The sequence below is a fragment of the Streptomyces sp. NPDC051913 genome, assembly GCF_044593635.1.
Lineage (GTDB): Bacteria > Actinomycetota > Actinomycetes > Streptomycetales > Streptomycetaceae > Streptomyces.
Genome location: NZ_JBIUCI010000005.1, coordinates 429,456 through 444,548, shown reverse-complemented (window position 1 = coordinate 444,548; position 15,093 = coordinate 429,456). Strand labels below are relative to the sequence as shown.

The following is a 15,093-nucleotide window of genomic DNA, read 5'->3' as shown; positions in this document are numbered from 1 at the left end:
AGGTGGATTTGTCGATAAGCCCTGCTCGCGAGTGATCTTGGCGATAACGATTCCGAGTCGGATCGGCCGTGCGACGGCATCACCGGGAACCGTGGTGCGGCGCTTCCTTAGGATGCCGAACGTGGCTCTCGGGGCTTCTGATTCTGCTGGTGGGACCGTTCCCCCCACGTCAACGGGTCCTGCCTGAAGGGGAATTCTGTGTTTTCTTCGCTCACTGCGCCCAGGACGCGACGGCCGGCTCGCGGCCGAGGGGTGGCCCGGCTCGTCGCCGGGACGCTGGTGTCCGGGCTGGTCGCGGCCGGGGTGCTGGCCGGTGCCGGCACGGCCGTGGCCGGTGACGGGACGGCGCAGATCCAGGGCGGGGCGACCGCCACGATAGGCGGCCTGAAGACCTACGGCACGGCCGTCATACACGACGACTCCGGGGACCTGGAGGTCTCGGCCGGTCTGTTCGAGATGGCCGTCGAGGGTGGCGGCATGCTCCAGACCTACTGCGTCGACCTCTACAACCCGACCCAGCGGGAAGCCAAGTACCACGAGACGCCCTGGAGCGGCACCTCGCTGGGCGCCAACAAGGACGCCGGCAAGATCCGCTGGATCCTGCAGAACTCCTACCCCCAGGTGAACGACCTCGCGGCGCTCGCCGAGAAGGCGGGCGTCGCCGGCGGCCTCACCGAGCAGGACGCGGCGACCGGCACGCAGGTCGCCATCTGGCGCTACTCGGACGGCGCCGATGTCGACGCCGCGGACCCGCAGGCCGAGAAGCTCGCCGACTATCTCCACGACAGCGCCCGGTCGCTGGCGGAGCCCCAGGCCTCGCTGACGCTCTCGCCGGCCGCGGTCTCCGGACGCTCCGGCGGGCTGCTCGGCCCGGTGACGGTGCGCACCGACGCGGACAGCGTGACGGTGACGCCACCGGCGGACGCCGCCACCAGCGGGGTGCGGATCGTCGGCAAGAACGGGATGGACCTCACCTCGGCGAAGAACGGCAGCCAGATCTTCTTCGAGGTCCCCGAGGACGCGGCGGCGGGCACGGCGGAGCTGACCGTGCAGGCCTCCACGACCGTGCCGGTGGGCCGCGCCTTCACCTCCGAGAGCAGGAGCCAGACGCAGATCCTGGCCGGCTCCAGCGAGTCGACGGTGTCGGCGGCGGCGAGTGCGACCTGGGCCGACAAGGGTGCGATACCGGCCCTCTCCGCGGCGAAGAACTGCGCCGAGGGCGGCATCGACGTCACCGCGGCCAACGAGGGCGACGAGCCGTTCACCTTCGAGCTGCTGGGGGTCGAGCACAGCATCCCCGCGGGGGCGTCGCAGACGGTGACGGTTCCGCTCCAGGAGGACCAGGCGTACGACTTCACGATCACCGGTCCCGGCGGCCTGGAGAAGCGCTTCACCGGCGTCCTCGACTGCCAGACCCAGGGCAACGAGACCGGCGGCGACAGCACCCAGACCCTCAGCGAACCGAGCCCGGCGACCGTCGGCGGCACCTCCGCCACCGGCACCAACCTCGCCGAGACCGGCGCGTCGAGCGTCACTCCGGTGATCACGGGCGTCGCGGTGGCGCTGGTGGTGATCGGCGGGGCGGCGCTGGTACTGGTACAGCGCCGGAAGCCGCAGGGCTGAGCGGGGTCGGAGGGTGCCGTGAGTCGTACGGCACCTCGGCTCGTATCGTCGGCGCATACGCAACGAGAGACACCCCGTCTACGTGAGTTTCAGCCGGACGCCCGTGGAGGGCGTCGACCCGTCCGCATACCGGCGACCGTAGGTCCGGGAAACCCCAGGTCACAGCCCCCCGACCAAACGGGTTACCACCCGAGGGTGGACGTCAGGCAAGATGGGGTGTATCTGCCCACTGCCAGATTTCAAGCTGCCGGACGGTTTCTCTTGGCTGAGTACATCTACACCATGCGCAAGACGCGCAAGGCAATCGGCGACAAGGTCATCCTTGACGACGTATCGCTGAACTTCCTGCCCGGCGCGAAGATCGGTGTGGTCGGCCCGAACGGTGCCGGTAAGTCGACCATTCTGAAGATCATGGCGGGGCTGGAGCAGCCCTCGAACGGTGACGCGTTCCTGTCGCCGGGGTACACCGTCGGCATCCTGTTGCAGGAGCCGCCGCTCACCGAGGACAAGACCGTCCTGGAGAACGTCCAGGAGGGCGTCGGCGCGATCAAGGGCAAGCTCGACCGGTTCAACGAGATCGCCGAGCTCATGGCGACCGACTACTCCGACGCGCTGCTCGACGAGATGGGCAAGCTGCAGGAGGAGCTCGACCACGCCAACGCGTGGGACCTCGACGCTCAGCTGGAGCAGGCCATGGACGCGCTCGGGTGCCCGCCCGGCGACTGGCCGGTCACCAACCTCTCCGGTGGTGAGCGGCGCCGCGTCGCGCTCTGCAAGCTGCTGCTGGAGGCCCCCGACCTGCTGCTGCTCGACGAGCCCACCAACCACCTCGACGCCGAGTCGGTGAACTGGCTGGAGCAGCACCTCGCCAAGTACGACGGCACCATCGTCGCCGTGACCCACGACCGGTACTTCCTGGACAACGTGGCCGGCTGGATCTGCGAGGTCGACCGCGGCCGCCTGCACGGCTACGAGGGCAACTACTCCAAGTACCTGGAGACCAAGCAGACGCGTCTCAAGGTCGAGGGGGCCAAGGACGCCAAGCGGGCGAAGCGGCTCAAGGAAGAACTCGAGTGGGTGCGGTCCAACGCCAAGGGGCGTCAGGCCAAGTCCAAGGCGCGTCTCGCTCGCTACGAGGAGATGGCCGCCGAGGCCGACAAGATGCGGAAGCTGGACTTCGAGGAGATCCAGATCCCGCCGGGCCCCCGTCTGGGCAGCATCGTCGTCGAGGTCAACAACCTCAGCAAGGGCTTCGGCGACAAGCTCCTCATCGATGACCTGAGCTTCACGCTGCCGCGCAACGGCATCGTCGGCGTCATCGGCCCCAACGGCGCCGGCAAGACCACGCTCTTCAAGATGATCCAGGGTCTGGAGACCCCGGACTCCGGCTCCATCAAGGTCGGCGAGACCGTCAAGATCTCGTACGTCGACCAGAGCCGCGAGAACATCGACCCGAAGAAGACCCTGTGGGCGGTCGTCTCCGACGAACTCGACTACATCAATGTCGGTCAGGTCGAAATGCCGAGCCGGGCCTATGTGTCCGCCTTCGGCTTCAAGGGTCCCGACCAGCAGAAGCCCGCCGGTGTCCTCTCCGGTGGTGAGCGCAACCGCCTCAACCTCGCCCTCACCCTCAAGCAGGGCGGCAACCTGCTGCTCCTCGACGAGCCGACCAACGACCTCGACGTCGAGACCCTCGGCTCGCTGGAGAACGCGCTCCTCGAGTTCCCCGGTGCGGCCGTGGTCGTCTCCCACGACCGGTGGTTCCTGGACCGGGTGGCCACGCACATCCTCGCCTACGAGGGTGAGTCCAAGTGGTTCTGGTTCGAGGGCAACTTCGAGTCCTATGAAAAGAACAAGATCGAGCGGCTCGGGCCGGACGCCGCGCGTCCGCACCGCGCCACCTACAAGAAGCTGACCCGGGGCTGATCGGTCTTGCGGCACATCTACCACTGCCCGCTGCGCTGGGCGGACATGGACGCGTACGGCCACGTCAACAACGTGGTCTTCCTCCGGTATCTGGAGGAAGCCCGTATCGATTTCCTGTTCCGCCCGGAGAAGGACTTCAAGCAGGGGTCCGTGGTGGCGCGCCATGAGATCGACTACAAGCGGCAGCTCGTCCACCGGCACACGCCCGTGGACATCGAGCTGTGGGTCACGGAGATCAGGGCGGCGTCCTTCACCATCGCGTACGAGGTGAAGGACGAGGACCTTGTGTATGTGCGGGCCTCGACGGTCATAGTGCCGTTCGACTTCGAGGCCCAGCGGCCGCGCCGGATCACCTCCGAGGAACGCGAGTTCCTGGAGGAGTACCGGGACGACGACGAGGAGGAGGCCGTCGCCGCATGACGGTGCTCCACCTGGCCGACGAGGGGGAGGCGGCGGATCTCGCGGCCTTCCTCTCCCGCCTGCTCCACTACGACCGCGGGGCCGCCGTGCGGCTCCAGGCCGCCGGGACCGCGCTCGCCGTGTTCGGGCGGCCGCCGTCCTTCGAGGTGCTGGCGATCCGCGCGGTCCGGCTCGCCAAGCCCTATGAGAACGGGCTCGACGTCACGCTCGACGTGACGGTGTCCGCCGGGGAGTTGCTGGAGTCCGTCGTCGAGGACGCCGCCACGGCCGGGGTGCCTGCCGCGGTGACCGGGCCGCCCTGGGCGGGGGTGCTGCCGCCGCGTGGGGGCTGGCAGCCGGTCGCGGGGTTGCCCGCGCCCGACGCCCTGCGGGCCATGGTGGGCGCCGGGGTCGCCGAATTCCGGTCCCGTACCGGGGAGTTGGCGCCCGAGAGTCGTACGCGTGCGGAACTCGACCGGATCGGGCGGGAGATCTGGTCCCGGACGGTCGGGGACACGCAGCTGCCGGTGCGGGCCGTTCACGCGGCACAGTCGCTCGGATTTCTGCGCCCCGGTGGGGAGTTGGCGCTGTTCTCGTCCGGTGCCTGGCTGCGGTTGCGTACGCCGTACGGGTCGATCGCCGTACGACGGGCGGGACTTGGGGCGTTGGACGTCAGCGTGCGCTGAGCGCGCCTCTGCGCCCGGTCAGTGGGGGTCGCTGTCGTCCGGCCACACGCCGATGTGATCGGGCTCCAGTTCCAGGGCCACGCGGTCGCGCATGCCGAGTGCCTCGGTGTACTCGGCGGGGAGCTGGAGGCGGCCGGCGCGGTCGAGCATGGCGTACTCGCGGGCCACGACCGTCTCGTGGCCGGTCGTGGCGTCGACCTCGCTGCGGCGCAGGACCTCGGTGGAGGTGCGGCCGTCCCGGATGGCGACCGTGCGGCGGACCTCGCCGGCCACCGCCTGGTCGTGGGTGACGATCACGATCGTGGTGCCGAGCCTTTCGTTCGCCGTGCGGAACGCGGCGAAGATCTGTTCCGCGGTCTGGGAGTCGAGCTCGCCGGTGGGTTCGTCGGCGAGGAGGACCGCGGGGGCGTTGGCGAGGGCGACCGCTATGGCCACGCGTTGTTGCTGGCCGCCTGACATCTGGTGGGGGTGGCGGTCCCGGCAGTCCGCGATGTCCAGCAACTCCAGGAGTTCCAGAGCGCGTTCGGCTTTCGCCTTGCGGGTGGTGCGGGTGGCGGACAGTTGCATCGGGAGCGTGATGTTCTGGGCCGCGGTGAGGTAGGGGAGCAGGTTGCGGGAGGTCTGCTGCCAGACGAAGCCGACGGTTTTGCGGCGGTAGGCGAGGCGGTCCTTGGCGGTCATGGTGAGCAGGTCGTGACCGGCGACACGGGCCGCTCCCGCGGTCGGGGTGTCCAGGCCGGCGAGGATGTTCATGAGCGTGGACTTGCCGCTGCCGGACGCGCCGACGAGGGCCATGAGTTCGCCCTCGCGGACGAGGAGGTCGAGGCCCTGGAGGGCCTGGACCTCGATGCCGTCCGTGGTGAAGATGCGGACCAGGCGGTCGCAGGTGATGAGGGCGTCGTGGCCGTAGGTGGGGGTGTTGCGGGCGGCGGTGGCCTTGGTGGTGAGGTCGGCGAGGGTCGGGTTGGTGGTCACTGGGGCCTCCGTTTGTCGCTGGCCTGAGTGGGGGCTGGGCGAGGGCTGCTGTCGCTCGACCGCGCTTGCGGGGTGCCGCTGCGCCCACCCGTGCCGCCCCGGCGGCACGACTGCCCCCAGCTACGACGACCGGGCAGGTGGTTTGCCGTCATCTTGTGTCCCCCGCCCGCAACTCCGCCACCGACCCCCGTCTCCCCGACCACCACGCCTGTACCCCCGCCACCCCCACCGTCACCAGTACCACCGCCAGGGCCGGGATCACCAAGGACAGCGGGGACGTGCGGAGCTCCGCGGTGCCGCCTGAGGAGGGGGCTGTCGCCAGGGCGATGGTGGTCAGGTCGATGCCGGGGGAGAGGAGGTGGACCGTCGCCCAGCCCGTGAGGATGCCGCCGGCTGCCGCCAGGGTCGCCTGGGGCAGGGACTCCAGGACCAGGAGGCGGCGGCCCTGTGCGCGGGTGAGGCCCATGGTGCGAAGGCGCGCCAGGAGGGCGATGCGTTCGGGGGCGGCGCGGAGCAGGGAGAGGAGGAGGGCGAGGACGGCGTAGCCGGCGCCCGCCGCCACCGCTGCCGTGTAGATGTCCTCGGCGCCCGACTGGAGCGGGGAGTTCACATAGTGCGACCGTTCCTCGGACCGCGTCTGGACGTGGCCCGCGTCGCCCACCGCCTTGCGCAGGTTCGCGCCGGACATCCCCGTGCCTGTCAACAGGAGTGAGGTCGGGCGGGCCGTCGGGCCGCTCAGGCCCGCCCGGTCGACGACCAGGAACTCCGTGCCGTTCACCGCCGGGGTCCGGTCCCGGACGAGCGTGATGCGGACGGTGATCGTCGTCGTGCCGTCCTCCAGGAGGACGGGGAAGGGACGGGTGCCGTACGCCTTCGCGACGGAGGGGGAGGCCAGGGCCGGGAGAACGCCACCAGTGTCCGCCAACTCATGCCCGGCGTACGCGCCCAGGCCTGTCCCCGCCGTCAACTGCGCGTATCCGCCCGGCTCCACGCCCACCAGCGGCACCGACACCCTGCCGTCCGTCGGCTTGGCCTGGTACGCGATGCTCACCTCGGTCAGGCCGTCCACCCCCGGTCGGTGGCGGAGTCGAGCCGCCAGGCCCGTGGGCAGGGGGCCGTCGGCGTCGACGCGGGCGTCCGCGCCCACCGCGAGCAGGGCCGCTTCGTCACGGGCCTCGGTGACGCCCGTCAGGACCGAGCCACCGAAGGCCGCCGTCGTCAGGGCGGTGAGGAGGGCGAGCAGGGGCAGCACCGCCGAGGCCGACGTACGGCCCGCGCGGGCCAGGGACAGATGGGCGACCGCGCCGCGCAGCCGGCCGGCCGGGCGGGCCAGGCCGCGCAGCGGGAACGGGTAGAGGCGGACCAGGACCAGGGCCGCGATCACTCCCGTCAACGCCGGTGCCACATAGGCCAGTTCGTCGCCGGACGAGCCCCTTCTGCGCAGGGTCTCCACCGCCGCCAGGGCCAGCACGAGGAGGGTCAGCTCCGCCACCGTGCGGCGCCGAGTGGGTCGTAGCGTCGCCACGTCCTCGCGGCCGGTGTGCAGCCGGACGGCCCGGTGCGCCACCGCCGCGCGCAGCGGGAGCGCGACGCAGGCCGCGGCCGTGACGGTGGTGGCGGCGACGACGGCGTACGTCGTTCTGGCCTCGGGGAGCGCCAGTACGGCGGCCGTGAGGCCGAGGGCGCCGGCCGGGACGGCGACCGTGGCCGTCTCGGCGAGGAGTCGGCCGGCCAGGCCGCGCAGGGAGGCGCCCCGGGCGCGCAGCAGGGCGAGTTCGGTGCGACGGCGGTCGGCGGCGAGGCCGCCCGACATCAGGAGGACGACCGCGGCGACCGTACCGGCACCGACCGCGGCCACCGCGACGAGCGGGGAGACGCCCTCGCGGAGCCGCGAGTACGCGGTCAGGACCTCGCTCAGGTCGGTGTCCGTGTCCGTGAGGCCACCGGTGATCGCGCGGGCCTGCTGGAGGGCCGGGCCGGACTCCAGGGAGGCCACGGCGGTTTTCAGGCGGTCCACGTCATAGGCGTGAAGGTGTTTCATGGCGGGCGCCAACTGCCAGTAGCGCCAGGGGGTTCCCGGGGTGCCCAGCATCGCGGGCGCCGACTCGGGGGCGAGCAGCAGGGCGCCGACCCAGTACCTGTCGGCGTCCGAGCTCGGACCCGGCATCCGGATCAGGGCGGGCTCGTGGAGCAGCGGCTGGGCCGACCAGAAGGCGCCGGACGGCTCACGCGGGGTGACGATGCCGGTGACGCGGACGGCGAGCGGGGCCTGGGACTCGCCGGGCACGTGGATGACCGAACCGACCTTGATGTGCAGGGACTTGGCGGTCGCGGCACTGACCGCGGCCTCCACCTCGGGTGTCATCGCGTCGGCCGGTGCGGCGGGCCCGCGCGGCAGCCGGCCCTCGACCGAGCGGACGTGGTCGGCGAGGCCCTGCTGGGCGACCAGGGCGACCTGCGCGGGCGTACCGGTCGGCCGGGGCAGCCAGGGGTCGGGCACCTCCATGTTGGTGGAGGTGCGCACACCGTACGTCGACTGCCGGCGGTCGGCGACGAGCGGCTTCTCGACCGTGGCCAGGATCTTCTCGTACTGCGCGCCCAGGGTGGCGGGGCGCAGGTCCTGCTCGGAGATGATGCCGTACTCGGGCTGGGCGTACAGCTGGATCGAGGTGCGGTCGGCGCCGGCCTGCTCCACGGCCCGGTGCAGGCCCGCGTCCGCGTACCGGTCCAGGGCCCGGGGCAGGGCCGCGGCGAGGCACGCGGTCAGCGCCACCAGCAGAGCGAGGGCGAGGGCCGCGCCGGGGGCGGTGCGCAGCCGGGTGCGGATCCACGGGGCGACCACGGACGTCCGGCGGACGGTTGCGGGGGCCATGTCACTCCCCTCCCTGTTGCCGCAGGGACACCAGCGGATTCGCCCGCCGCAGCGCGAGTACGGCGGTGACGGCCAGCGGGGTCACCGCGACCGCCGCCAACAGCAGGGCCACCTGTCCCACCGGCAGTTCCACCAGCACCTCCGGTACGGGGCGGGTCGCGTCGCCGGTCAGCAGGACCAGCGGGATCACCGCCCGGGCCAGGACCGTCCCCAGCGCCGCCCCCACGAGCAGCGCCAGCGTCACCAGGACGCCCTGTTCGACGGCGATCGTGCGGGCCAGCCGACGGCGCGGGGCGCCCAGGGCGCGCAGTACCGCGAACTCGGAGTCCCGTTCCCGCAGCGAGCCCGTCGCGCTGACCGCGAAGCCGAGCGCGGCCAGGGCCGCCGCCACCCCGGCCGCCGCGGTGAACGCCGCTTCCGGGCCTGCCCCGAACGGGTCGTCGCGCAGTTCCTCGGCGATCTCGTCCCGTACGACGACCTGCGCGGGGTCCAGGTCCGGGCGGGCCCGCAGCGCCGTGGCGACCGAGGACGGCCGGTCCGTCTCCAGCCACCACTCCGTCGGCGTGACGCTCTCGCCGTACTTCGTCTCCAACACCCGGTTCACGGACCGCAGATCGACCAGCAGCGCACCGCCGCTGTCGCTCCCCGTCGTCGGCAGCGCCCGGACCGCTGCGACGATCCGCACCGGCAGCGACCGGCCGCCGAAGGTCACGTCCACGCGCTGCCCGGTGCGGGCGCCCGCGGAGTCGAGGAAGCGGTCGGTGGCGACGGCGGTGATCTGCGCTGCCGCGGGCTGCCTGGCCTGGAGGCGGACCGTCAGCGAGGCCAGCGTCCAGGTGTCCTCGCGCGGGATGTATCCGGTGTCGTACGCCACGGCCGACCCGCTCACGCGGGGCGGGGCGGGGGCGTTGCTGCGGTCCGGGAACTCCGAGGTGTTGTCGCTGACGGTGTGGGCCATCCAGGCGGCGGGCAACTCGATCCGCCGCTCGGCACCTTGGGCCGTCAGGGCCGTCAACGCATCCAGCGAGAAACGCTGTTGCTGCGCACGCCCGCGCGGTACCGGCAGCACCAGCTGTACGTCGGTGAGCGTCAACTTCCCCGGCGGCACCGCCAGTTCCAGGGTGTGCGGGCGGCCGTCGGCCGCGAGGGAACCGGCCGGGAGCCGGTAGGGGGTGCCGTAGCGGTCCTCCAGGGTGACCGTCACGTCGGCGCTCGTGCCCTGCGCGGCACCGCGCAGCGTGGCTGTCAGCTTCACCAGGGAGCTGCCCGCCGGGACCGCCGCGCCCGCCGACGCCCCCTTCGGGCCGAGGCCGGCCAGCAGCGGCCGTACCGGCTCGGACGTCAGGTCCCGGCGCAGCAGCACGGTGTCCGCCGTGTGCGCGGTGTCCAGGGCCAGCACGGTCGCGGATCGGTCGTCGGCGAGGGGCAGTTCCGCGCGGACGGCGGGAGCGGCCTCGCCGACATGGGGGACGGCCGCGTACGCGTCGGTGCGGCCGAGGTCGTCCTCGCCGTTGGCCAGCACTCGCACCGGGACGCCCGCGCGGAAGTCGGCCTGGTCGTCCTGCGAGCGGTCGAAGGAGGCGCCGTGCCCGATCGCCAGCATGCCCAGCGCCACGGCGAGCACCAGCAGCAGCACCGGACCCGCGCCCCGCATCGGACGCCGCCCGATCTGCCAGCCCGCGAGCGCGACGGCGATGCCCCGCCCGGCGGCGGCCCGGCGTTCGGCGAGCCGGGCCAGCGGTGGCAGCAGCCGCAGCGTGAGGACCGTACCGGCGAGGAGCGCCAGGGCGGGGGCGGCGACCAGCAGCGGGTCGACGCCGAGCGTGCCGATGGGGGTCCCCCCGCTCGAGCGCAGCCGAGAGTGGGGGATGTCGTCGGTGACCGCGCCCGTCGTCTGCCGGCCCAGCTGCCAGTACGCGACCGCGGCCACCACCAGCAGCCCCACGTCCGCGCCCGAGCGCACCGCACCGGGCAGCGCACGGGCCCGGCCGGTCGCGAAGGACGAGGTCAGCGCGGGGAGCGTCACCGCCAGCGCGCAGCCCAGCGCCACGCCCCCCGCGACCAGCCACACTCCGAACGAGCCGGCGGCCGGCACCTCAAGGCGCAGCCCGATCCGGGACAGCGCGCCCTGTCCGGCCAGCAGCCGGGTGAGCGGTCCCGCCAGCAGCGGCGCGCAGACCAGCGCGGGCACCGCCAGCAGCAGCGCCTCCACCGCGGCCAGCCCCGCGACCCGCGGCCGGGAGGCGCCGCGGGCCCTGAGCAGCCGGGTCTCGCCCGTGCGTTGGGCGCTCAGCAGCCGGGCCACCAGCAGCAGCGCACAGCCCGCGAGGAGCGCGAGCTGGAGCGCGACGATCAGCAGGGTGGAGCGGGAGACGAGCAGGGAACGGTCGACGCGGTCGAGGACGGCGGGCAGGTCGGTGTGCGCGGCCGTGGTGCCGCTGAGCGCGGCCTCGCCGCGCAGCGCGGCGCCGCCCTCCCGGGCCGCTTCGCGCAGGGCGCCGATCCGGCCGGTCGTCACCGACGAGAAGTCGGCCGTCGCGAGCCACGCCGAGGGTCCGGCGCTGACCTTGTTGCCGGTCAGGGTGTCGGGGGCGGCGAGGAGGGGGCCGTAGGTCGTGAAGTCGAGCTTGTTGACGCCGCGGCCGTGCAGATCGTCCAGGAGCTGCCAGTACGGGGCGTCCGCGCGGGCGGGCCGGTAGAGGCCCACCACCTCCACCCGCACCTTCGGGCCGCCGAGGCGGTCGACGAGGGTGAGGTGGGCGCCCGGCTCGAGTTCCAGCAGCCGGGCCGCGCTCTGCGGCACCGCCACCTCGGTGGTGCCGGCGGCCGGGGCCCTGCCGTCCGTGATCCGGGCCTGGGACGGGTCCAGCGCCGCGAAGTGTGTGAGATCCGGGTCGCCGGAGCGCTCGGCGGGTGGCTGGAGCGAGCGGGGCAGCGCGTACGGGCCCGACTTCAGCAGTGTCCGCACGGTGACCGGCAGCCCGGCGAAGGTCTCCCGGGCGCCCGCGCGTACGGCGCTGTCGGCGGCCTCTCGGGACGCGGCCGGGACGTCGGCCTTGACGATCAGCGCGGTGTCGGCGGCGTTGCGCGGATCGGCGAGCGAGTGGCGCAGGGCCGCGTCGCCGATCGCGCCCGAGTACGCGGTGAGCGCCGCCAGGACCGCCGTCGTCAGCACGACCGTCAGCAGGGCGGCGGCGAGGAGCGGGCGGTGTGCCCGCGCCCGCTGAAGGACGAATCTCGCGAACCCCCCGGCCTTCGCGAACCCCCCGTACCCCGTCACCCGACCCCCGTCGTGTTGTCCAGACCTCCCGGGATGCTTTCAGAGGAGGGCGGGGGCGGGTAAGCGTTTGTGCGCCGGACTTGACCGGATCGTGATCGGAAATCGACGTCGTACGACCGGAATTCGGGACTCAGCGGCGCTCGGAGGGGATCAGCCCTCCGTGTTCACCATCGACGCCGCCGCGTACGTCAGGTAGTTCCACAGCGTGTGCTCGTGCTCCTCGGACAGGCCGAGCTCGTCGACGGCGACCCGCATGTGCTTCAGCCAGGCGTCGTGCGCCGCCCGGTCCACCTGGAACGGGGCGTGCCGCATCCGCAGCCGGGGGTGACCGCGGTTGTCGCTGTACGTCGTCGGACCGCCCCAGTACTGGATGAGGAACAGCGTCAGCCGCTCCTCGGCCGGACCCAGGTCCTCCTCCGGATACATGGGCTTCAGGAGCGGGTCCTCGGCCACACCCTCGTAGAAACGGTGGACGAGGCGGCGGAAGGTCTCCTCCCCACCGACCTGCTCGTAGAAGGTCTCCGTCTGAAGCGTGCCGCGCCGAATCTCTTTCACCGCTCCATCGTCTCAGACGCAGGGAACCAGGACTTGGGGCTTAGGACCCTTCCGCAGGACAGTGGAGGTATGGGTGCGCACGCTCTCCACAAGGACCTGGAAGAACTCGCCGCCGAGGCCCGGGCCGAGCTCGTGGACCGGATCGACGCGAGCGGGGCCTGGGCGGACGACCCGGTGTGGCGGGAGGCCTTCACGGCCGTACCGAGGCATCTGTTCGTGCCGTACTACTACGTCGGCGTCATGGGCGGCCACGAGCGCAGGTGGAGCGAGAGCCCCGACGCGCACGAGCGGGAACGCTGGGTGCGCGGTGCCTACGCCGACGCCCCGCTGGCCACCCGGCTGCGCGACGGCGAACTGCTCTCCTCCAGCAGCCAGCCCTCCCTCATGGCGATGATGCTGACCGCGCTGGAGGTGGCGGACGGCGACCGGGTCCTGGAGATCGGCGCCGGTACGGGATACAACGCGGCGCTGCTCGCCCACCGCCTCGGCGACGACGATCTCGTCACCACCATCGATCTGGAGCCGGACATCACCGAGGCCGCCCGGCGGCATCTGGCCGCCGCCGGCCACCACCCGGTCGTCGTCACCGGTGACGGCGCCCGCGGGGTGCCCGAGCGCGCCCCCTTCGACCGGATCATCGCGACCTGCGCGCTCACCTCGATCCCGACGGCCTGGATCGCCCAGTGCCGCCCGGGCGCCCGCATCCTGACCCCGCTGGCCACCGGCCTGGTCGCGCTGACCGTACGGGACACCGGGCACGCCGACGGACGCTTCCTGCACACCCCCGCCTACTTCGTGCCGCTGCGCGGCGAAGGGCGGTCGGAACCGGAGCCCGGCTCGCCGGGCGGGGTGCCGCGCGCGGCGCGCGAGCACGAGCTGTACCGGTTCCTGCTGCTGCTCAGCCGGGGCAGCCTCGATCCGCGGGAGGCGTATCAGCTCTGGGAGCGGGAGGGCAGGCCACTGCGGCAGCGGTACGGCATCACGGTGAGCGGCGAGGACGAGTGGGCGTGGCTGGACGATCCGGAGGGGCCGTACACCTGGCCCCTCCGACCGCCCTGACGGGGTCTGTCCGCGCCGGACGTCTATCCGCGCCGGACCGTGATCGTCGTCCAGGCGCCCACGTGGACCCGGTCGCCGTCCTGGAGCGGCACCGGGACGAAGGGCTGGATGGGCTCCTCCGCGCCGTTGACCGTCGTACCGTTCGTCGAGTTCTGGTCGACGACCGCCCACGAGCCGTCGGGCTGCTGCACCAGCACCGCGTGCTGGTGCGAGACGCCCGGGTCCTCCGGGGGCACCGACAGATCGATGTCGGGGGTGTCGCCGGTGGAGTGCCGGCGGCGGCCGATGGTGATCTGGTTGCCGGTGAGGGTGCGCTGCTGCTCGGGTGAGTACGCGGGCAGGTTGAGGCCCGCGGCCTCGGGGCCGGAGCGCTGCATCATCGCCATGAAGTACTCGCGGTCCGGGCCGATGGTCGCGGTCCAGGTCGCCGGTCCGGCGGGCTGCTGCTGGTAGCCGGGGCCGGGCGGGGCCTGGGTGGAGCCGGGCTGCGGGTAGCCGTAGCCGCCGGGTCCGCCGCCGGGGCCGCCGGGGGCGCTGGAGGACGGCGGGGAGATCACCCAGTCGTCCTCGCCGCCGCCGAAGGACGGACCGCCGGGCTGCGGCCGGTTCGTCTCCTGCGGGAAGGCGGGCGGGGCGGCCGGGCCGGACGGCGAGAACGCCGACGGGGCGCCGGGGCCACCAGGTCCGCCGGGACCCGCGGGAGGCGTGGGGCCGGGCGGGGGCGGCACCGGACGGGAGGGGTCGCCACCGAAGGGCGAGGGGCCGCCGGGGCCGTTGGGTCCACCGGGTCCGCGCTGGCCGTCGAAGCCACCGGGTCCACCAGGGCCGCGCTGGCTGTCGAAGCCGCCGGGGCCGTTGGGCCCACCGGGTCCACCGGGTCCGCGCTGGCCGTCGAAGCCACCGGGCGCGCCGGGACCGCCCGGGCCGCCGAAGCCGCCCGGGCCATTGGGACCACCGGGACCCGCGGGGCCACCAGGGCCGCCCTGGGTACCGAAAGCGCCGGGGCCGTTCGGTCCACCGGGTCCGCCCTGCGTACCGAAGCCGCCGGGTCCGCCGGGGCCGCCCTGGGTGCCGTAGCCACCGGGACCGTTGGGTCCGCCCGGAGCACCGGGGCCGCCGGGTCCACCGAACGGGCCTGGGCCGCCGGGACCGCCGAAGCCGCCGGGCCCACCGGGACCGCCGCCGGGGCCACCCTGGCCGGGCGGCGGGGGCGGGGTCGAGGGGTCGCCGCCGAAGGGCGGGATCGGCTCGGCGGGACGGTTCATCTGGGACGGGCGGGAGCCCTGGTACTCGTACGAGTCACCGCCACCGCCGTACGACTGACCCGGCGGCGGGCCCTGGAAGCGGACGCCCGGGCCGGGGGCCGGCGGGCGCGGGGCGGCCGGGGTGTACGAGGTCGCCGTGTTCGTCAGGAAGTTCCACCGGCACTCCTCGCAGAACGGTGCACCGCCCTCACGGGGCGTGCGGCACTGCGGGCAGAGCTCCGGCTCGGGGTCCGGTACGGCGGACAGGTGGTTGCGTCCCTGCTGGCCACCGGCGCCCGGCGGGGGCGGCGGGAAGCCGTAGCCGCCACCGGGGGGCGGCGGGGGAGGGGGCGGAGGCACGGCACCGGCCATGCGGTGACCGCAGACCTCGCACCAGTCGTCGGAACCCGACTGGTGTCCGTTCGGGCAGGTCGGCATGTCGGCGCTTCCCCCTCTCACGTAAGGGAACTTCTG

10 protein-coding genes are annotated in these 15,093 nt (G+C 73.2%); 5 read left to right on the top strand and 5 right to left on the bottom strand.

What is annotated here, in order from left to right; all coding sequences use genetic code 11:
* The first annotated feature begins 198 nt into the window (after positions 1 to 198).
* The 4 genes from ACIHIX_RS18000 to ACIHIX_RS17985 all read left to right on the top strand — a co-directional run bounded on the left by ACIHIX_RS18000 (position 199) and on the right by ACIHIX_RS17985 (position 4,634).
* Positions 199 to 1,623: a Cys-Gln thioester bond-forming surface protein gene (locus ACIHIX_RS18000; protein WP_399956574.1), complete on the top strand. Its 1,425-nt coding sequence runs from the start codon at positions 199 to 201 to the stop codon at positions 1,621 to 1,623.
* Positions 1,624 to 1,884: 261 nt separating this feature from the next.
* Entirely contained in the window at positions 1,885 to 3,549 is a 1,665-nt protein-coding gene (gene ettA / locus ACIHIX_RS17995; RefSeq protein ID WP_399956572.1) for an energy-dependent translational throttle protein EttA, read from the top strand.
* 6 nt (positions 3,550 to 3,555) lie between these two features.
* Positions 3,556 to 3,969, top strand: coding sequence for an acyl-CoA thioesterase (locus ACIHIX_RS17990; protein WP_399956569.1), 414 nt, complete (start codon positions 3,556 to 3,558; stop codon positions 3,967 to 3,969).
* The gene (locus ACIHIX_RS17985) at positions 3,966 to 4,634 is read left to right on the top strand and encodes a hypothetical protein (RefSeq protein WP_399956566.1); all 669 of its coding nucleotides are present in this window, start codon (positions 3,966 to 3,968) and stop codon (positions 4,632 to 4,634) included. Before ACIHIX_RS17990 ends, ACIHIX_RS17985 begins: the two co-directional genes overlap by 4 nt.
* An 18-nt stretch (positions 4,635 to 4,652) precedes the next feature.
* On the opposite strand, the gene ACIHIX_RS17980 is transcribed toward ACIHIX_RS17985, so the two are convergent.
* The 4 genes from ACIHIX_RS17980 to ACIHIX_RS17965 all read right to left on the bottom strand — a co-directional run bounded on the left by ACIHIX_RS17980 (position 4,653) and on the right by ACIHIX_RS17965 (position 12,316).
* Positions 4,653 to 5,609: an ABC transporter ATP-binding protein gene (locus ACIHIX_RS17980; protein ID WP_399956563.1), complete on the bottom strand. Its 957-nt coding sequence runs from the start codon at positions 5,607 to 5,609 to the stop codon at positions 4,653 to 4,655.
* A gap of 148 nt (positions 5,610 to 5,757) precedes the next feature.
* A complete protein-coding gene (locus ACIHIX_RS17975) occupies positions 5,758 to 8,481 on the bottom strand; it encodes an ABC transporter permease (RefSeq protein WP_399956560.1) in 2,724 nt (907 codons plus the stop codon).
* Between the two features lies 1 nt (position 8,482).
* Positions 8,483 to 11,761 carry an FtsX-like permease family protein gene (locus ACIHIX_RS17970; RefSeq protein WP_399956557.1) on the bottom strand — a complete coding sequence of 1,093 codons (3,279 nt, stop codon included), beginning with the start codon at positions 11,759 to 11,761 and terminating at the stop codon, positions 8,483 to 8,485.
* 150 nt (positions 11,762 to 11,911) lie between these two features.
* A complete protein-coding gene (locus tag ACIHIX_RS17965) occupies positions 11,912 to 12,316 on the bottom strand; it encodes a globin (protein WP_399956554.1) in 405 nt (134 codons plus the stop codon).
* A 69-nt stretch (positions 12,317 to 12,385) separates the two neighbouring features.
* On the opposite strand from ACIHIX_RS17965, the gene ACIHIX_RS17960 reads away from it, so the two are divergent.
* Positions 12,386 to 13,375, top strand: coding sequence for a methyltransferase domain-containing protein (locus tag ACIHIX_RS17960; protein WP_399956551.1), 990 nt, complete (start codon positions 12,386 to 12,388; stop codon positions 13,373 to 13,375).
* 23 nt (positions 13,376 to 13,398) lie between these two features.
* Here the strand turns inward: ACIHIX_RS17960 and ACIHIX_RS17955 are convergent, their stop codons facing one another.
* Positions 13,399 to 15,057: an FHA domain-containing protein gene (locus tag ACIHIX_RS17955; protein WP_399956548.1), complete on the bottom strand. Its 1,659-nt coding sequence runs from the start codon at positions 15,055 to 15,057 to the stop codon at positions 13,399 to 13,401.
* Positions 15,058 to 15,093: the final 36 nt, after the last annotated feature.

What these genes read in the sequence shown, in the direction of transcription:
- ACIHIX_RS17985 (WP_399956566.1), top strand. Translation starts at nt 3,966, where the DNA reads ATGACGGTGCTCCACCTGGCCGACGAGGGGGAGGCGGCGGATCTCGCG.
- ACIHIX_RS17975 (WP_399956560.1), bottom strand. Translation starts at nt 8,481, where the DNA reads ATGGCCCCCGCAACCGTCCGCCGGACGTCCGTGGTCGCCCCGTGGATC.
- ACIHIX_RS17960 (WP_399956551.1), top strand. Translation starts at nt 12,386, where the DNA reads ATGGGTGCGCACGCTCTCCACAAGGACCTGGAAGAACTCGCCGCCGAG.
- ACIHIX_RS17955 (WP_399956548.1), bottom strand. Translation starts at nt 15,057, where the DNA reads ATGCCGACCTGCCCGAACGGACACCAGTCGGGTTCCGACGACTGGTGC.